At 35.8% G+C, this 18,927-nt stretch carries 19 protein-coding genes; 10 read left to right on the top strand and 9 right to left on the bottom strand.

Features of this window, described 5'->3' with window-relative positions:
* Window position 1 precedes the first annotated feature (1 nt).
* The 3 genes from ABS768_RS10305 to ABS768_RS10295 are packed head-to-tail and all read right to left on the bottom strand — an operon-like array spanning window position 2 to window position 2,622.
* Complete coding sequence (locus tag ABS768_RS10305; protein ID WP_408074891.1) at window positions 2–748, bottom strand: DUF4129 domain-containing protein; 747 nt, start codon at window positions 746–748, stop codon at window positions 2–4.
* Complete coding sequence (locus ABS768_RS10300) at window positions 741–1,658, bottom strand: hypothetical protein (RefSeq protein WP_408074890.1); 918 nt, start codon at window positions 1,656–1,658, stop codon at window positions 741–743. Before ABS768_RS10300 ends, ABS768_RS10305 begins: the two co-directional genes overlap by 8 nt.
* Complete coding sequence (locus tag ABS768_RS10295; protein ID WP_408074889.1) at window positions 1,651–2,622, bottom strand: stage II sporulation protein M; 972 nt, start codon at window positions 2,620–2,622, stop codon at window positions 1,651–1,653. Before ABS768_RS10295 ends, ABS768_RS10300 begins: the two co-directional genes overlap by 8 nt.
* Before the next feature lie 21 nt (window positions 2,623–2,643).
* Here ABS768_RS10295 and ABS768_RS10290 point away from each other — a divergent pair, with 21 nt between their 5' ends.
* Together ABS768_RS10290 and ABS768_RS10285 are read left to right on the top strand one after the other, a co-directional pair.
* A complete protein-coding gene (locus ABS768_RS10290) occupies window positions 2,644–3,384 on the top strand; it encodes an RDD family protein (RefSeq protein WP_408074888.1) in 741 nt (246 codons plus the stop codon).
* Window positions 3,384–3,989 (top strand): trimeric intracellular cation channel family protein, encoded by a 606-nt coding sequence (locus ABS768_RS10285; RefSeq protein WP_408074887.1) that lies wholly within the window; start codon window positions 3,384–3,386, stop codon window positions 3,987–3,989. The genes ABS768_RS10290 and ABS768_RS10285 overlap by 1 nt, the downstream gene beginning before the upstream one ends.
* Here the strand turns inward: ABS768_RS10285 and ABS768_RS10280 are convergent.
* From ABS768_RS10280 to ABS768_RS10270, 3 genes are read right to left on the bottom strand one after another with little or no spacing between them, the layout of a single operon-like run.
* Entirely contained in the window at window positions 3,986–4,546 is a 561-nt protein-coding gene (locus ABS768_RS10280) for a hypothetical protein (RefSeq protein ID WP_408074886.1), read from the bottom strand. The two genes, ABS768_RS10285 and ABS768_RS10280, sit on opposite strands and share 4 nt — an antisense overlap.
* Window positions 4,543–5,829 carry a MutS-related protein gene (locus tag ABS768_RS10275; protein ID WP_408074885.1) on the bottom strand — a complete coding sequence of 429 codons (1,287 nt, stop codon included), beginning with the start codon at window positions 5,827–5,829 and terminating at the stop codon, window positions 4,543–4,545. Before ABS768_RS10275 ends, ABS768_RS10280 begins: the two co-directional genes overlap by 4 nt.
* Window positions 5,830–5,838: 9 nt before the next feature.
* Window positions 5,839–8,304 (bottom strand): gliding motility-associated C-terminal domain-containing protein, encoded by a 2,466-nt coding sequence (locus tag ABS768_RS10270; RefSeq protein ID WP_408074884.1) that lies wholly within the window; start codon window positions 8,302–8,304, stop codon window positions 5,839–5,841.
* A 159-nt stretch (window positions 8,305–8,463) separates the two neighbouring features.
* Here ABS768_RS10270 and ABS768_RS10265 point away from each other — a divergent pair, with 159 nt between their 5' ends.
* Genes ABS768_RS10265 through ABS768_RS10240 form a run of 6 tightly spaced genes read left to right on the top strand, consistent with a single transcriptional unit; the run spans window position 8,464 to window position 14,682 of the window.
* Entirely contained in the window at window positions 8,464–8,661 is a 198-nt protein-coding gene (locus ABS768_RS10265; protein ID WP_408074883.1) for a hypothetical protein, read from the top strand.
* Window positions 8,645–10,033 carry a methyltransferase domain-containing protein gene (locus ABS768_RS10260; RefSeq protein WP_408074882.1) on the top strand — a complete coding sequence of 463 codons (1,389 nt, stop codon included), beginning with the start codon at window positions 8,645–8,647 and terminating at the stop codon, window positions 10,031–10,033. Before ABS768_RS10265 ends, ABS768_RS10260 begins: the two co-directional genes overlap by 17 nt.
* Window positions 10,030–11,526, top strand: a complete 1,497-nt coding sequence (locus tag ABS768_RS10255) for an alkaline phosphatase family protein (protein WP_408074881.1) — start codon at window positions 10,030–10,032, stop codon at window positions 11,524–11,526. The genes ABS768_RS10260 and ABS768_RS10255 overlap by 4 nt, the downstream gene beginning before the upstream one ends.
* Entirely contained in the window at window positions 11,513–12,454 is a 942-nt protein-coding gene (locus ABS768_RS10250; protein ID WP_408074880.1) for a GNAT family N-acetyltransferase, read from the top strand. Before ABS768_RS10255 ends, ABS768_RS10250 begins: the two co-directional genes overlap by 14 nt.
* 13 nt (window positions 12,455–12,467) lie before the next feature.
* On the top strand, window positions 12,468–13,958 hold the full coding sequence (locus ABS768_RS10245) for an oligosaccharide flippase family protein (protein WP_408074879.1): 1,491 nt from the start codon (window positions 12,468–12,470) through the stop codon (window positions 13,956–13,958).
* On the top strand, window positions 13,951–14,682 hold the full coding sequence (locus ABS768_RS10240) for an acyltransferase (protein WP_408074878.1): 732 nt from the start codon (window positions 13,951–13,953) through the stop codon (window positions 14,680–14,682). The genes ABS768_RS10245 and ABS768_RS10240 overlap by 8 nt, the downstream gene beginning before the upstream one ends.
* Here the strand turns inward: ABS768_RS10240 and ABS768_RS10235 are convergent.
* Window positions 14,679–15,818, bottom strand: a complete 1,140-nt coding sequence (locus tag ABS768_RS10235) for a glycosyltransferase family protein (protein ID WP_408074877.1) — start codon at window positions 15,816–15,818, stop codon at window positions 14,679–14,681. The genes ABS768_RS10240 and ABS768_RS10235 overlap by 4 nt on opposite strands.
* Before the next feature lie 92 nt (window positions 15,819–15,910).
* On the opposite strand from ABS768_RS10235, the gene ABS768_RS10230 reads away from it, so the two are divergent.
* Window positions 15,911–16,678: a glycosyltransferase family 2 protein gene (locus ABS768_RS10230; RefSeq protein WP_408074876.1), complete on the top strand. Its 768-nt coding sequence runs from the start codon at window positions 15,911–15,913 to the stop codon at window positions 16,676–16,678.
* Window positions 16,675–17,091: a sugar 3,4-ketoisomerase gene (locus ABS768_RS10225; protein ID WP_408074875.1), complete on the top strand. Its 417-nt coding sequence runs from the start codon at window positions 16,675–16,677 to the stop codon at window positions 17,089–17,091. Before ABS768_RS10230 ends, ABS768_RS10225 begins: the two co-directional genes overlap by 4 nt.
* On the opposite strand, the gene ABS768_RS10220 is transcribed toward ABS768_RS10225, so the two are convergent.
* Window positions 17,088–18,032, bottom strand: coding sequence for a glycosyltransferase family 2 protein (locus ABS768_RS10220; protein ID WP_408074874.1), 945 nt, complete (start codon window positions 18,030–18,032; stop codon window positions 17,088–17,090). The genes ABS768_RS10225 and ABS768_RS10220 overlap by 4 nt on opposite strands.
* 3 nt (window positions 18,033–18,035) lie before the next feature.
* Window positions 18,036–18,917, bottom strand: coding sequence for a glycosyltransferase family 2 protein (locus ABS768_RS10215; RefSeq protein WP_408074873.1), 882 nt, complete (start codon window positions 18,915–18,917; stop codon window positions 18,036–18,038).
* Window positions 18,918–18,927 lie beyond the last annotated feature (10 nt).

Genomic DNA, 18,927 nt, shown 5'->3' with positions numbered 1-18,927 from the left:
GTTAAAGAGTATTAATGGTTTTAGTAAATGCTTTTTCGGCTTTTATAAAAGCGTCGTTTTTTATCTCAAACTCACCATACCATATATAATCATAAATATATGAAAGGTATCTAAAATCTTCTTTCAGTTCTGTATTAGTAATTTCATACAAATAATCGCTGTTTGTTTTATCAGGGTGCCATTCTATTATTTCCCTGTATGTAAGCAGTTTTAACAGCCACAGGTAATAATACCTTGTAGCAAGCCTGTAATCGCCTTCCTGTTTTGTTTTTTCTATTAAATCCTTGAAGTTTGCCTGAGACAGATTTTCCGTCATTATTTCTTCGGCGGTTATTTTTTTACTCGAACGTTTAAAAATCCAGTATTTGTCTTTTCCAAGTAGTGCAGTAACTATAAGGTAAATTACAAAGCCTATAAAAGCAAATGCTATTATTCTTATGGTGTAGATAAGAAAATTTGAATTTGAGGTTTTATCGCCGGCTCCTAAAATATCTCTTATTAGGCGTCCAACCCATTCCCAAAAACGATCCCATGCGGTTTTAGCCTTAGGTTTAACTTCATACACAAATTCATTCCCTTTATATTTATCTTTAAAGTTTGGGGATAATTCTCTTTGTGTATACTTAACCGTATCGGCTATAGGAAAATGCATTTCAGTTTTCAGAGTGTCTTTAACCGTGGTATCGGCAAAAACAGGCTGAAAAAAAGAAATACAGAATATATATAGTATTACAGCTTTTTTATTCACTTTCACCTCCAATTAAGTCTATTTCTGAATCTAGTGAATTGTTATGTATTGATTCTTCATAGCTGTAATAAATCATCCCCTGAGAAATAACAGTAAGATTGGTTAATAAATAACTTATAAATACTGATAAGATAGTGCTTATTATAGCAATAATTACTGATACCGAAGTGGTGTCGGTAGTTTCACTTAACAGAGTGAATTCTAATAATAACTCAGGAATCAATGAGAAAAATAAATTAGTACAAAATACTACAATGGCTATTATTATTGTTACACCTATGTTTTGCCAAAAACGGTTTGTTAATATGGTTATTCCTTTAGAGAAAGAAGTGAAAAAACCGTTATCGGTAGTAATGTTGTCGTAAAAAGAAAGCATCATCCAACTTGCCATTGCTGCTATTATAATGCAGGCAACCGGAATACCAATTATTGTCATAAAAAAGAATGCCGATATAAGTGCTATTATTGTAAATAAAGGTATAAAACTTATTAATGAAGCAATAGGGAATAATATTATTTTTCCGGCTTTTGATTTTAATAGCGTTACTATATCCTTAACAGTAGGTTTTTGATTGTTTTGCAGGGTTTTAAGGTATAGTACAGGGTAACTGTAGTTGAGTAATGAAAGTATCATTAAGAGTAGGAATATAACACCCCCTACACCAATAAAATACCATAGATTGTTATCAAAATAATCCAAAAGCATTTCCTGTGCTCCCGGTGAATTAAGATCACCTATAGATGTAAAAATAACATTAGTGGTAAGGTAAGTAAGCAGTGCTATTACAACAAGTATTCCTCCATTTATAATGAAGTAATTTTTAAAATAGTTTTTCCCGTGATATTTAAAAAAAGAAAAGCTGTCGTTAATAAGAGCGCTAAAATCACGAAGTCGGTATAGTTTAAACATTTTTCAGGTGTGTTTTTTTATGTACAATAAAAGGGTAAATTAAAAAATAAAAAGATATAAGGGCTAAAGTAGCCAGTATAATAAATATATTTAAAAAGCGTGGCATATCTGGTGAATATCTGGTTATAAAACCTTCCAGTATACCTGCCATTATAGTAAAAGGCATAGTGGCTAATACTATTTTAAAACTGTTTTTAAAACCCATTTTAAGTGAGGCTTTACGTGAGTAGGTTTTAGGGAACAGTAATGATGCCCCTAAAATTAAGCCTGCTGCTGCTTCTATTACCATAGCAAATATTTCCATGGCACCATGTATCCAGATACCGCGAACACTTTCCCAAAAAACACCCTGCTCCAGGAAAAAGTACTGGAATGATCCCAGCATAACGCAATTTCTAAATAATATATAAGCAGTACCCAACCCACCAAAAATCCCAAAGAAAAAGGATTTAAGGCCTACTTCCAGATTGTTTTTTGTAATAGAAAACCACATCCCCCAGTTACTGCCGCTTTTATATACGGCTACAGGATTTCCGTTATCTATGTTTTCCAGAGTCATGTTTACATAGTGGTCGCCCAGTATAAGCCTTACAAAAGTGGTGTCGTTCATGGCAGATATAACACCTATTGCCGTAAAAATAGTAAAAAGTATAAAGGCGTATAATACATATCGCCTATACTGATACACTATTAAAGGGACCTCTGTTTTAAAGAAGCTTATAAACCTGTTGCTTTCTTCCCTCTTTGTTTTATAAATTTTTTGATAGGTGATGGATGCAAGGTGGTTTAAATAGATAACAGCTTTGCTTTTAGGGTAGTAGGTTTGTGCAAATGAGAGGTCGTTTACCAAATGAATATACAAACTGGCTAATTCATCAGGATTTTTTTTAGATTTACCAAAAATAGCCTGTTCAAATTCAAGCCATTTTTCTTTATTTTGTTTTATAAATGCGACTTCTCTCATAGGGAAGCTAAAATAAAAAATATGTCAGAATTATCCATAACCACTACTCAAAATGTTAATATAAATTTTACTACCGCCTCTGTAGGCGAAAGAGTACTGGCGTATTTACTTGATTTAGTAATTATTATTTCCTACTATACGGTAATTATTGTAGTGTTTTTCAATATTTTCAATATTGAAAATTTAGCCGGAACAGACGGGGCTTCTTTAATGGCGATTTATGGATTAATATCTCTGCCTGTGGTTTTCTATGCACTGTTTTTTGAAAATTTGATGGAAGGTCAAACTGTAGGGAAAAAGATTTTGAAGATAAAGGTGATAAAAATAGACGGCTATCAGTCCAGCTTTGCCGATTATCTTATAAGATGGCTTTTCAGGATAATCGAGGTAACACCACCGTTTAGTTTTATAGGGCTTATTGTTATGATAATAAGCGATAAAACACAACGAATAGGTGATATGGCAGCAGGTACGGCCGTAATTACACTTAAAAACAAAATTAATATTGATCATACCATATTAAAGGAGCTTAAAACTGACTATGTCCCTACTTATTCGCTGGTTATAAAACTTAGTGATAATGATGTGAGGATTATTAAGGAAACGTATGAAACCGCAGTAAAATCTGCCGATCATGAAATTATTGCCAAACTGGTTAGCAAAATCGAATCGGTTACAGGGATAAAATCGGTTTCCAGCAGTCCTATGGCTTTTGTGGATACTATTATAAAAGATTATAACTACTACACTCAAAACATGTAATGTTTTTTTACCTTCTTGATATTTTAGGGACTATGGCATTTGCCATATCGGGGGTGCTAACGGCACTAAACAAAAAAATGGACCCGTTTGGGGTATTTGTCATTGCATTTGTAACAGCCGTTGGTGGCGGTACTTTGCGTGATGTACTTATAGGCCGCACACCTGTAGGGTGGATGCAGGACCTAAACTATGTATATGTAATTACCGCAGGGTTTGTACTGGCCATAATATTCAGGAAAAAGCTGGATAAATTGCGTACGTCCCTTTTCTTTTTTGATACTATTGGATTAGGAGTTTTTACCCTTATAGGACTTGAAAAAGGAATGGATGTTAACCTGCATCCTGTGATTTGTATTGCACTGGGTACCATGACGGCCTGTTTTGGCGGAGTAACCCGCGATATATTATGCAACCAGATACCGGTTGTTTTCCGTAGGGAAATATATGCTACTATCTGTATTTTAGGCGGTGGGGTTTTCTTTTTACTAAAAGCGCTCGATGTGTCTAACGGACTCCTGTATATACTTACATCGGGGGTTATTATTATAGTTAGGCTAATGGCTGTGATGTTTAAATGGTCACTGCCATCGCTGGGTAAAAATTAGTTTTTCTTGTTAAGAATACCTATTTCTTCTAACTGATCTAATACTGCAGTTATGAGAAGGTAAATGGTTTCAAGCTCCCTATAGTCGTGAATATCTCGTTCAGTTATAAATTCAAGCTCATGAGTTCCTTCAGGAAGTTTTGACCAAAGCTTTCCGGCTTTTGCGAGTTTTAGGTTTAATCGCTTAAAGTTTTCAATTTCATGTTTTACTTTTTGGTCTCGTAGTAACTGTTTTACCTTAAACCCATCATTACTTTTTACAATGTAATTTTTATCAAAAACAGGATCTCCGGTTTCTATATCCTGCATGCCAAAGTACTTGCCTATTGAGCTGAATATATTGCTGTTGTATATATGAAATTCAAAATATTTTTTTGGGATAATATAGGTGTAAACCTTTGTACACGTTACAGGGGTTTCACCACCTGTAGAATAATTCTCAAACACTATGGTATAGCCATTATGTACTTTTTTTACGGCAGGAGGATACCAAAACCCTTTTTTAAAGTATTCTCCATTAATGTGTTCTGCAAAATTTTTCCAGCCTTTTGAGTTCATGATAAGGTATGTTTAGGATTTAAAATGGTATTTAGCCCTTCTTTTTCAAAAAGTATGCGACCTATTTTTACATCACTCCAGCCAGGCTTTAAAGTGTAGGTAAATGCAGGTGTGTTTGCTTTTAGGTTACAGTCCAGATAAAAAGTATCAATAGTTTTATCCTGTATCTCTTTCATTTCGGTAAGCTGATGCAAATGGCTGGAGACTAAAAACAGGGAATTTTTAAAATTAAGTAGTCCTCTAAGGGTAGTTTGGCTTATTTCCAGTGCATCCTCAATATTAGTGCCCCTAAAAAGTTCGTCAAAAACTGCATAATTAGGACTGTCGTTGGTAGCTTCCAGTGCTACGTTTTTGAGGTTAATCACTTCGGTCATAAAATGACTGTATCCGCTTTGCATGTCATCATTAAGATTAATAAATACCGATATATTGTTGTACCGTGGTAACTGTGCTGCCTTTGCAGGGACGGCAAACCCAATATTGCCGAGATAAATACAAAGACTTATGGCTTTAAGCAGAGTGGATTTGCCCGACATATTAGGTCCTGTTATAAGGATAACATTACTGTTTGAGGTAAAGGTGTTTTTAACAGGGTCTTTTAGCAGGGGGTGGTAAAAATCTGTCAATGATACCTGCCCTGTACTGATTTCAGGAAAACAGAAATTATGTTTTTTTATTCCTGTAATGATTGATATATAGGCTTCAAAAAGGGTATAAGTATCCTGAAAGGGTGTAATCTCCTTTTTCTGCTTTTTTAGCGAAATGTGTTTTATAATTTGTACAATGTGCTTTACGCCAAATTTGTGTTCCCGTATAAGATTTTCATAATAGTCGAGTTTAAAACTGTTTAAAAAATCATCCAGTAATCTAATGTCGTTTTTATACTTTTCAGGGAATGGGACTGTAACAAGCCTTTTAATGTAATGGTTGTGCAGCCTGTGGAAAAGCGTTATTAACTGTACGCATCTCCCTCGGTAATCATAATGCTTTTTTTTAGAGAGCCTAAGTCTTAACTTCAGTCGTTTAGGAAGAAAGTCATGCTCATCAAAGTTTCTTAAAAAGATGTATACCTGCCTAAAATCAATACGGGAATAGGAGTAGCCCTCAAATAACGAAAAGTTTTCCATGAAACCTTTGAGTATGTTTTGGCGCTCCAGTATCTCACTTGTGCTAACAAGCGGAAGGGAAAGCAGTTTCTTTACTTCGGCTTTAGCATCACCGTTTAGTGTATAGTTAAAAAGTTCGAGTATATCCTCGTTAACATTAAGGTCTTTTATTCTCATTAAGGTGTGTTATTTGCTTACATATACCCAGCCTACTATAGGTTGCGGATAATCAGGGTCGTTAAGCTCCAGTACAAAATAATAAGTGCCTACAGGTACAGTTCTGCTATCGGCTCCCACTTTGGCTTCGCTGGCTATTCCGTCCCAGTCTTCTTTACTGTGGTCGCCTACCCATACCAGTGCTCCCCAGCGGTTATAAATGCTCATTTTAAAGTTAAGGAAGATGTTACGCAGCCCCCTTACAAAAAACGTATCATTTATACCGTCGCCGTTTGGAGTAACATAATTGTAGGTTTGTGGCGGACAGTTTTTGGTATAAAGCAAAAATGATGCTACACTGTAGCAAAACTCATCGTTTAACCTCACAAAAATTTCCTGAGGGTTAGTGGTAGTTATAAACTGTGAAGTATTATTTATAGGGTTAATTCCCTGTTCGGCATCCTGTTGGGTAAGGTAAAAAGCTACAATGTCATCGGGGTTTTGTTTCAGGCTCTGTTCGTAATCAGAGAAATCAAAAGTACCCAAACCAAACCCTTCGTTACAGGATATAATATCTTCCAACCCTGTAATAACAGGAGATGATACTAATGATACGTTTATGCTGTAACTGTTATTGGTTTCATCAATTTCCTGCACAATTCCGTTGCCTGTACCATCGTCATCAACCACAAAAGTAAGTTCAAAGTCCATAGGGATATCATCAGGTATTGTAAGTACAATCATATCATCCTCACTTCCGCCTATGGCGATATCCAAAAGTGTTTCGGTATATTCAATAAACTGACCATTAGCATAAATGGATATTGGTGTTCCTGCCGGTAGTATATCATCACTATCTAAATTATAAACCGTAAAGGCAACCTGTATGATACGTGAGTCACACGATTTTTCTACATCATTTATAGATATGGTAGCATCGGGGAAAAGACAGTCTACTGCATGTAGCGCAAAAGCACCTATACTGTAACAGCTATTCTCATCCTGAAGTCGGGCATAAATAATTTGTACGGGGCCGTTTGAGGTATAATTTTCGGGATTAGTAATATGGTCGGTCTCGTTTTCAGCATCCTCCATAGAAGTGTAAAAACGGACTATATCAGTAGGAGAGTTTTTAAGTTCTTCCTCATAAGCCGAAAAATCAAAAATACCAATGCCGCTACCATTAAATGTTTCGCAAACGGTTATATCCTCCAGTTGTTGGAATGGGGGAGACACCCATAGGCTTACATCAATGTTAAAGTTGTTGTTATTCTCATTGGTTTCAGTAATTATACCTGTTCCTGTACCATCATCATCCACAACAAAAACAAGTTCAAAATCGGTTGGAGTTCCTGCGGGTAGAGTAATAGTTATAGAACCACTTTCACTTCCGTCAATAGGGAGTTCGGTTTGTGTTTGCGTTGTAGCAACCAGTACACCATCGGCATATATCGCTATGGGAGTGCCTGCAGGAAGCGGATCGGTACTGTTAACGTTGTACACGGTATAATCGGCCTCAATAACCAATGAATTACAGGCTAAGGTAATATCGTCTATTTCTATGGTCGCATCGGGTAGCTGGCTGTTAAGCTTGGTAATAATGGCGTTTACCATTACAAAATCCTGACCCGATTCCAAACTAATATCTGCCGACTCATCACCAATTTCTATAAGGTTCTGGATATCGTAGATATCCAAATCCATGTTATACATATCAGTGGCTCCTGTCACACTATTAGTGCCGTTAAAAGCATTGTTTGATGGGTTTAAGGGAGGATTGCCCAAAATGTTTCCGTTAATGGAAAGTACTTCGTTATTGGCAATGTTTTCATCACCTTCCCAGGCTATAAAACCTATTTTGGCACCTATATTATCAATAACGTTAAGGCTGGGCAGTTCTATATCTATAGAGTTTGGTACAAACTGTAATCCGTCATATAGGTTAAGCTGATTAAGCGGAAGGTTATCATTTTCATAAACCACAAATATCGCCCATCCGCCAAAGTTGGTACCATTTACACAATACAGGTTTTCGGAAGGAGGGACATCGTTATTAATAACATCGGTAAGGTCGAGGTCAGACACAGTATAAGTACCGTTTCCGGTGCTTTGTACCAGTGAGGTTACATCGGCAAAGGCACTAAAAAAATCGCGGGGTATAAAATCGGTACTGCTTACAAATACTACAGGAAAAGTACGTGATGCAACTACATCCTGTCCGTTTAACTGAATTTCAAAATCTCCGCTGCCCGATCCTGCCCAGTACAGGTAAGCCCTAAGTATGGTGTCGTCGGGGTTAAGGGTAAGTTCTGCCGACGATGAGGTAAGGATACTACAGTCTACCCCTGCGCCGTTGGGTTGCAGGTTTAATGTGTTTCCCACAAAGGTAAAATCATACCTGCCGTTAAACTGCTCGTATAGTTCTATATCTACCTGGCTGTTTGCGGTTAAAGCATAAAGTAATAAAAATATAAAAGGAAGTAGTTTTCTCTTCACTGCGTGGTTTTTAATTTTTTGTTTAAAAATAGAAAATATTTACCAAAGCTGCTGTTTTTTACCTAAATAGGTAATAAAAAGAATGTTTTTAGCGATTAGGTATGATTAATTCTGCATATGCCGCAGAATTTTTTATTTTTACCAGTTCAAATTATAATTATGAGTCATATACTTTTATATTTCGATCCGGGTACAGGAGCACTTATTGTTCAGTTTTTAGTCGCGATAGGAGCTTCCATAGCTTTATTTTATAAAAGGATAAGTATGAAGCTGAAATCGATTTTCGGTAAAAAGCAGGAAGAAGATCTTTTAGGTGATATTGATATAGAAGAAAAATCAGATGCAGACAAAGAATAGGCATTCTTCTTCCTTCAGGGATCCGTCGGGTTATGTTTTTACTAACCAAGGGCAGGTTTTCAGGCAGGTAAATCCCATTTATTTTGGGCAGTACAACTCGCTTAAAGGGAGTGGTTTTTATGAAAAACTTTTTAAGTCAGGACTTCTAATCCCGCATGAGGAAACAGAGTCAACACAAACAGGGGTGACCCTAAAACCCGAAAACATATCTTTTTTTTCCTATCCGTACGAGTGGAGTTTTAACCAATACAAGCATGCGGCTTTGCATACCTTAAAGCTGCAAAAGTATTGCCTGCAAAACGGGTATAGCCTTAAAGATGCAACAGCCTTTAATATAACGTACCATAAAGGAAAGCCAATATTCGTAGATACACTTTCGTTTGATTTTTACAACGAAGGTGAACCTTGGAGAGCCTACAAGCAGTTTTTAATGCACTTTTTCGCTCCGTTACTTTTAGCAAAATACTACGGTAACGATATGCTTAAAATAATGTTACAGTATATAGACGGGGTTCCGTTAGACAAAGTAGCTAAAATGCTGCCGTTTAAATGTAGGTTTAGCCCTGTACTGTATACTAATATTTACCTTACTGCAAAATATGATTCAAAATACAGCAGTGATAAGGAAAGCGGTAAAGAAAAGAAAGTTAATATACCTAAAGAGTCGCAAATCAAAATACTTGATTCTTTATACAATTATATAAAAGACCTTGAGCTTAAAGAGAAAACAGAATGGAAAGATTATTATAGTGTAACTAACTATGATGCCGACTCGTTTGCTTATAAAAAAGACCTTATAAGGAAATGGTATCAGGGTATTAATGCCGATAAGCTAATTGATTTTGGCGGTAACGATGGTACTTTCTCAAGAGTTCTTAAAGATTTAGCCAAAGAGATACTGGTAACAGATATTGACCCAAATGCGGTAGATCAAAACTATGTTGAGGTACTAAAGCAAAAGGAAACTAATATTTTACCGTTGGTAAGTGATTTGGTTAACCCTGTGCCGGGTATAGGGCTAAACAATACTGAAAGAGATTCGTTACTGGACAGGATAAAAAATGCAAATTATGATGTGGCTATGGCGCTTGCCCTAATACATCATATCTCTTTAACGGGTAATGTGCCTTTTGATATGTCGGCAAAGCTGTTTGCTTCGCTAACACCATATCTTATTATTGAGTTCCCTGATAGGGAAGACTCATGGGTTGATTTCCTTTTAAAAAGTAAGCGTGAGTTTAAAAATCACTTTGACCGATATAATCTTACCGACTTTGAAAAGGAATACAGTGTGTACTTTGATGTTTTGGAGAAACAGAAAATACCTAATACACACAGAACAATGTTTTTGCTTAAAAGAAAACAAGTATGATAGAAAAACTAAGGCAGCGTATTTTAGATTTTATTAATTCGGATAAAGATACTCCCATACTAGCTGGTTTGGCTGTAGGGTTTTATCTTGTATTGTTTTATTACTCCCGTAATTTTGCCTTAGCGAATTCGTTAATTCAGTTTTTATTTTTTACAGCTTATTATGTGCTTGTTCCTGTTGTGGTTTTATATGCAGGATACAAAATACTGCCACTGTTTAAAATGGAAAACTACAGGAAAAACTACCTTTTTGTAGTGATGCCTGTTTTATTTTTTTATTACATTTTTGAACTGATTGCCTTACCGTTTACAGAGAAGGGAACACTTGCAGTTATATTGATTGTTAGCTGGTTTGTTTCTAAAAAGTACAAAAAGTACTATAAGCTGTTTATTGTCCTATTGTTTTTTCTTTCGGTTTTTAACCTCCCGCCTATTTTAGAAGCTGCTTTTACCAGGCGAAGTACCCAATGGCAAAAACAACCTGATAATATTGAACAGGTTGCTTTTAAAAAGAAACCCAATATATACTACATTCAGCCTGATGGCTATACAAATCCGGTAAACCTTACAGATAGTATTCATAATTTTGATAACAGCAGTTTTTGGGGATACTTAAATAGTAGTGGCTTTACAGTATATCCTGACCAAAGGTCTAATTACTATTCTACATTACTGTCTAACTCGGCAACCTTCTCTATGAAGCATCACTATTGTGCAGGAGATATAGAGGAGTATAGTGCCAGGGAGATTATTGTAGGGGAAAATGCCGTGTTACGAACATTAAAGCACAATGATTATAAAACTCATTTTATAACCGAAAAACCTTACCTGTTAATAAACAGGCCTGATTTAGGTTATGATTTTTGTAATGTGGCTTATAGTGATATTCCGTTTTTAAAAGATGGATGGTCTCAAAATTATGATGTTATTGAAAACTTAAAAAAGCAAATGCAAAACACATCTCAGGGAGGGAATTTTTTCTTTTTGGAAAAGTTCACTCCGGGGCATATTAGTGTTTACAAAAAGCTTTTGGACAATGAGTTTGAAAAAGAAATAGACACCGAGAGAGCTGCATACCTAAATGGTATTAAGGATGCTAACGTTTGGTTGGAAGAGTTAATAGGCTACATCTCTAAAAATGACCCTAATGGTATTATAATTATAAATGCAGATCATGGGGGATTTGCAGGTTTTGCCTATAGTTTGCAAAGTCAGTATAAAACAAATAACAAGCTTAAAAAGAACTCAATGTTCGGGACTCTGCTAGCTATTAAATGGAATGATGATAACGCTAAACTGTTTGACAAAGATTTAAAAACAAACGTAAATCTGTTTAGGGTTGTGTTTTCATATCTTTCTCAGGACAAAGCGTTATTAAGCAACCTGCAGGAAGATGCAAGTTATGTTCATCTTAAAGAACCTCAGGGAATATATATTTATATTGATGCCAAAGGGAAACATGTATTTGAAAAGATAGAAAATGTACAGGATTGAGAAATATAATACTACCCATTACAGGCTTTGGAATGATTTTATAGCTGAGTCCAAAAACGGTACATTTTTGTTTCAAAGAGATTTTATGGAATACCATAGTGACCGTTTTACCGATTATTCACTACTGGTGTTTCAGGAAGATAAGCTAATGGCTGTACTTCCTGCTAATGTGGATAATGGTGTTGTGTATTCGCACCAGGGGCTTACCTATGGCGGACTCATTTATACTCCTAAAACTAAGCAGCTAGCCGTTACAGAGATTTTTACTACACTTATCACTTTTCTTAAAAACGAAGGTATAAATACGCTTTACCTAAAGCAGGTGCCTGCTATATATCATAAATATCCTGCTCAGGAGGCCGAGTTCACCTTGTTTAATTTAGGTGCAAAATTGGTAAGGCGTGACGGGGTATCTGTATACGATCAGGAAAATCCGCTGCCTTTTACAAAAAAACGAAAAGAGGCTATAAGAAGAGGGGAGAAAAATAAGCTTACCATTGTAGAAGAGCCCGAATTTGGCTTGTTTTGGGATAAGGTTTTAATACCTAATCTAGAAAGGAAACATGAAGCACGTCCGGTACATACGCTCGAAGAAATTAAAAAGCTGTACAGTAAATTTCCTCAAAACATAAGGCATTTTAATGTTTACCACAATGGGGAAATCGTAGCCGGAACAACTATGTTTGTTACCGATACAGTTGCTAAGCCGCAATATATATCGGCCACACCCGATAAGAATGAACTGGGGAGTATTGATTACCTGTATTCGCAGTTAATAACAACCCTTTTTAAAGATAAGAGATACTTTGATTTAGGACCTTCTTTTGGTGATGACCGCAAAACCATAAACGAAGGTGTTTTGTTTTGGAAAGAGAGTTTTGGTGCCCGAATTGTGGTACAGGACTTTTATCAGTTGGAAATAGGATAACTACAGGATATGTATGCAGCAAAAAAATGAGGATACATATAAAAAGATTATAAAGGCAACTTCTTTATTTGGCAGTGTACAGCTAATGGGGCTTTTGGTTTCAATAGTGCGCTCTAAAGTTTTAGCTCAACTAATTGGGCCTGCGGGATACGGACTTTTTTCGCTTTTAAATTCTACAGTCGAAATGGTAAGGCAGCTGTGTGGTTTCAGTATAGAAACCAGCGGAGTTAAAGCTGTTGCTGAAGCCAATACGAATGCTCCCGATGAGATACCTGAAACTACTTCGGTAGTTAGAAAAATTGCTGTATTAACAGGCTTGTTAGGTGTTGCGGTAGCTATTGTGTTTTCGGGTTTATTAAGCAGGTTTGCTTATGGAGACTATACGGGAGTTTGGGCAATAATACTGGTTTCGGTTTCCATATTGTTTAAACAGTTAACCAGTTCGCAGTCGGCTATAATTCAGGGACTTTCTAAGCTAAAGGTTTTGGCAAAAATCAATTTGTTTAGTAACCTTTTGTCACTGTTTTTTACATTACCGCTGTATTTTATATGGGGAGTAGATGCTATAGTACCTGCAATCCTTTTTACTTCCCTCATTACTTTTTTTACTTCGTTTTTTTTCTACAGGAAATTAAGTATTCCTACAGTTAAGCTCAAACCTACAGATGCAACAAAAAAAGGAAAGAGCATACTTTACTTTGGCGGACTGTTATCGTTAACAGCCTTTTTGCCTACAGTGGTTAACTATTGCCTACAGGTGCTTATAAATAAAATTGGCGGACTTAATGAGGTAGGTATATTCAATGTTACCATTATGGTGGTTAATACCTATGTAGGTGTTGTTTTTACAGCAATGTCTACCGAATATTACCCACGGCTGGCATCTATAAATAAAAACAGGGAAGAAGAGGCTAATGCTATAAATGCACAGGCTATTTTATCTATGCTTATTATGGTGCCTATAGTAGTTTTCTTTTTGGGTTTTTCTACATTAATTATCAGAGTATTTTTCTCAAGAGAGTTTTTAGCAGCAGTACCGGTGCTTTCATGGGCCATGGTAGGTATGTTTTTTAAGGCAGTTTCGTTTTCTATGGGATATGTTATTATTGCCAGAGCCGACTCTAAAGTGTTTACAAAAACGGCAGTGATATTTAATATACTTTATTTTTTAGCCTGCTTTTTAGGGTATTACTATTTTGGGCTGGAAGGTTTAGGTTTAGGTATGGCTGGCTATTTTTTATTACATTTAGTGGCCATTTACTTTTTGATAAGAATAAGGTATGGTATTAAACCAATGCCCGAATTTTATTATGTTTTTCTCGCAGGGTTATCGTTTTGCTGTATTGCCCTGGTTATATATAATTTGGTAAGCGGAAGCCTTAATATAATATTGTTTACTGTTTTGTTTATTTTATCGGTTTTATACTCTTTGTATGAAATTAATAAAAGGATAGGTTTGAAAAATGTACTGGTAAAATTTTTTAAAAGAAAAAGAGGTGACTAATTCGCGAAGCATTTATAAGAAGCTAAAATTTTACCTTAGTATTAACTGGGTTAAAACACTGCGTTTTAATTTTAAAACATTGCCTTATGCACAGGCAAGAAAGTTACCTGTATTATTTTATGGTAAAGTAAGGTTTCAGGATATTAGCGGCGAATTTATTATAGATGCTCCGGTGCATTTCGGGATGATAGGTTTCGGTCAGCGTTATGAGAAAAACACCGTTCACAAAGGTATTGCCGAAATAGCTTTAGGCGGTAAGGTCGTTTTTAAAGGTATGGCACAGTTTGGTAAAGACTATTTTGTTTGTGTAGAACGTGGTGCCAGCGTAGAATTTGGTCATATGTTTGGGCTGGGTACAGAAGGGAAAATAGTATGTACAGAGAAAATGACCTTTGGAAAATATGTGCGAATAGCATCTGAATCCAGGATTGTGGATACCGATTTTCATCAAATGGTAAATACAGTTACAAATGAGAAGTACCCGTTATCGGCTCCTGTTATACTTGGAGATTATACTTATCTAAGTAATAGGGTGTCGGTTTTAAAAGGTACAATAACTCCGCCCTATTGTACAGTATCGGCCAATAGTTTGTGTAACAAAGACTATACTGCTTTAGGCGAAAATATACTTTTAGGAGGTGTTCCGGCAAAACTTTTAAAAGAGCATATAACAAGAGACTGGAAAACCGAAGAAGCGCTTTTTGATAAGTGGATGAAGGTTTAAAACTTCCATGCCTCAATATACTTTTCGGCTATTTTAATGTAGTTGTGTTCCTGTTCTATAAAACTTCTTGCCCTTTTACTTATAGCTTTAATCTCATTTGGGTTTTCAATTAAAAACGACAGTTCGTTTGCAATAGCTTCGGCATCGGGTAATGCATTTACAGCAACTCTTTCGGTAAGATTATAATGTTGGGTAAATTCGGTTTCTGCGCCTGTAAAAACCACTTTTCCTTTAGCCATAGCCTCAAGGGCATTATATCCCTGGTCGTACCCATAAACCTGATCCAGTAAAATATGTGCCCTGTCATACAGTTTTATGTATTCTTTATAAGGGATATTCTCGGTTACAATAATCTCTATTTTATCCTTATACTTTTGCCTTACCATATTGAGTGCTTCCTCAAAAAAGCTTATTCCTTTTTTAGTGTAGCTCATTCGGTTTATCCCTAAAAAAATGATAATCTTATCGGTAATTTCAGGTTGATTGTAAGTAATTAAATCAGTATTAATAGGGTTAGGTATAAAGTGTGTAGTGTAACCCTGAGTCTTCATAGGGACTTCATAATCCAAATCAGATGTTACAAGGCAAACCGAATTATCTTTAACCCAATTAAATAGCTTGCGGTAAGTAGGGGTTAGATACTTTAGGGAATAGTTGTAATATTGAGCTGTTGCTCTTTTTTCAATGTAAGGTGTAAGTATGGAGTATTTAAGGTTTCCGTTAAGGCAATAGCCTATAATAGGGGTGTCGTCACCACAAACAAGCAAACTCATTTGCCTGTTTTGCTGTAGCAGTTTTTTGTACAGTTTTATTTGAAAACCGGGTTGGGTTTCAATGGCGTTTGAGTTTATTAGCTGTATATGGTCAAACCCTTTTAGTTTAGGGAGTAATTTTTTGAACCGATATCCTTTTTCGGCTTCTTCGAGATTGTAGCCGGTGAGTTTTTTAATAAAGTTTTTAGCCTTACGCAATAATAGGTAATCACTAAAGTATTTTGGATGGATGGAGTAGTCGGTATCATATTTTTTGAAATGATCTCCTGTGCCCACTATGGTTACCTCATGCCCTAAAGCGGTTAAGCCTTCCTTTAGGGAGTTATGAAGCCTGCTGTATTCGCCAACCAAAAGTATTTTCATTAGTGCGTAGGGAAATTTTTATATTTGTGTAAATATATAAACAATTGCAGGAAGGATTTAAAAAATCGGATATTGAAATTTTGGTTTCTACTATGAACCGAAGTTCACTTGATTTTTTAATCCCTATGTTTCCCAATCACTTTTCAGGCTATTCAATACTGGTTATTAATCAAACCACCCGCGATGCTGTAGCAGAATCAAACTATCCCAATGTCAGGGTTATTAATTCATTTGAAACAGGGCTCTCTAAAAGCAGGAATTTGGCTCTTAGCAAAGCCACAGGTAAAATATGTATTATTACCGATGATGATGTGACTTTTAAACCCGAATTTGAAGAAAAGGTACTGAAGGTATTTAACGCCGAGAGAAATGCTGCCCTTATTGCTTTTAGGGCAGAAAAACCCGATGGTTCACTATTTAAAAAATATCCTTCACAAAGAATTACTGCTCTTAGTGATTTTAATATGCTCAGTATTATGTCGGTTGAAATGGTAATCAATAAAGCTGTTTTGAGCGATGATGTTAAGTTTGATGAGCGTTTTGGCCTTGGGGCACAGTTTACAATGGGAGAGGAAGCTATATTTGCCTATACCCTTAAAGATAAAGGTTATGCAATAGCTATGGAGCCCGAGGTTATAGTGCAACACCCTGAGGTACATTCGGCACTGATACAAAGCGTTAAGAAAAAATATTATGTACAGGGAGCTTTTCTTAGCCGTATTTTTAAGAGGGCTTATTTTAAATGGTTGTTTTTAAAAGTATTTTTTGACCTGAAACAGGGAAAACTTAAATTTGGAGAAATATATACTGCACTTAAAGCAGCTTCTAAAGGAAGAAAAGATCTAATTGAAACAAAATGAACACCAACACTACCATAAAAGATATACAAATAATTTCACTTCCGCGTATTGAAGACAGGCGTGGTAACCTATCGGTTATTGAGAAAGAAGTACTTCCTTATGAAATGAAAAGGGTATACTATCTTTATGATGTGCCGGGAGGTGCCGAAAGGGGAGGACACTCACATATAGATCAGCAGGAATTCCTTATAGCCCTTAGCGGTAGTTTTGAAGTGGTTTTGAACGATGGTAAGCAGGAAACTACTGTAACCCTTAATATCCCTAACAAAGGGCTTTTAATCCCAAAAGGGATATGGCGTGAACTGAAAAACTTTTCATCGGGGGCGGTATGTCTTGTAATAGCGTCAGACGTGTACCTTGAAGAAGATTACATTCGTGATTTTGACCATTTTATTAAGAGTAAAAACTCTTAGTTGTAAATGTCAAAATGAATATTTGATTTTTTAAGTTGTTGTTTTAACTGGTAAAACATTCGTAATAAAGGAGCAGGGAGCTTTAAGAGGAAAGCTGTTTTGCCCGATATGTTTTTTAGACTGTTTATGGATTTGTAATAATAACGGAATGTTTTATCATCGCCCGCAAGTTTATGTTTCAGGGCATAGGAAGCTCGGTATAAATCAAGAAACTTTTGCAGTGAAACATTATTTTTTTCCTCTTCCTTAAACTTATCCAGCTTGGCAAATACCCGTTTTAATGTTTGCGCATGTGAGACCCTATTTCCGCCTTCAAGCCTGTAGGTGGCAGTAATGGTATCATTATAGGCAACGGTATATTTTAAAGCTATGCGTGTCCACATGTCAGTATCTTCACCAGCACCCAGCGTAATGTTAGTATCAAAATTACCTACAGTTTTAAAAACCTCCTTTTTAACAGCAACGGCAGTAGTCCATATTAAACGGTACTTGAGGCTTGATTTAAAAAAATCGTTTACGATTCCTGTATATCCTGTATAAATATCATTAAATATAGTGTTTTCTATATATCCCCCAGGATGTAAAAACTCATAGTTTGTAGTAACTGCGCCTGCTTCAGGAAAAGATTTGCAAAGTCCATGCAGTACTTCAAGGTGGTTAGGATACCAGTAATCATCGGCATCTAAAAAAGCAATATAAGTTCCTTTAGCCTTTTCAATTCCTAAGTTTCGGGCTTGAGAAACACCACTGTTTTCAGTTTTGATATAAACTATCCTTTCATCTGTAAGTGAAAGTACGTGTTTTTCACTATCATCTGTAGAGCCATCGTTAATAACAATAAGCTCAAAATCCCTGAAACTTTGTTCAAGGGCACTAAGCAAAGTTGCTTTTATGTCATTTTGCTTATTGTATAATGGTACTACTACTGAGAAAAAAGGCATAGATTAATCTTTTAAGGAACAAATATAACCAAGCCTGTATAAGTCAAGACAAAAAAGGTTAGGGTTGCTGTTTAATATTTTTCTTTTAAGTAAGGGTTCTGTTATTTTAAACCCTAATGAAACCAGACCTTTTAATCTGTACTTTTTTAGTTTTTTATAATGCTTTAGAAGTGAGTTTATGTTTTCAATACCTTCTTTACAAGCTAAAATATCTTTTCTGGATTTTACTGCATCAAGAGATTTTTTAAAGAATACTTCGTTATTCTCCAATCCAATATGATAAACAGGATTGTCTATATGCAGTATGGCTACCTGCTTTTTATAGAGGTTGTAGGCAAAGTAAATATCCAGTCCGTATAGGTTAGCTTCTTTAGAAAAGTTGTTTTCCAAAAAAACATGTTTGTCAATCAGCAGGTTTGCAGAAAGTATATTTCCGTATGGGTTAAGGCTTCTTATTTGTGATGGTTTTGATTCCCTTTCAATTCCGTATTTCAGCCTTAAAGTAGTATTTGGGTCTTTTGGATGTGTTTTATAAGCTATTCCGCCCAGTATTAACGGAGCTTTATTTATAACTTTAATGTAATTGGTTATAAAATCATCAGAAACAGGAAGCGTATCTGCGTCTAAAAATAAAAGTGATTGGTAACGGGCCACTTCCGCAAGTTTTTTTCGGGTTTGCGTACGCCCTAAGTTAACTTCGTTTTCAATGAATCTGTAATTTAGCAGTTTGGCCTGGGCTTTGTTTTTTTCCAAAAAAGATGTTTCAGATTTGTCGTCTATCACAATTATTTCAAAAGGTATATTTAATGAAACAGCCTCAGCATGTATCTTTTGAAGAAGCTGGCTAATATCATAGTTATATACAGGAATTAATATAGATAGCATAAACAGAGTT

The sequence above is a fragment of the Flavobacterium rhizophilum genome (assembly GCF_046000485.1).
In the GTDB taxonomy this organism is placed as follows: Bacteria; Bacteroidota; Bacteroidia; order Flavobacteriales; family Flavobacteriaceae; genus Flavobacterium; species Flavobacterium rhizophilum.
This window is presented reverse-complemented; position numbering and strand designations above follow the sequence as displayed.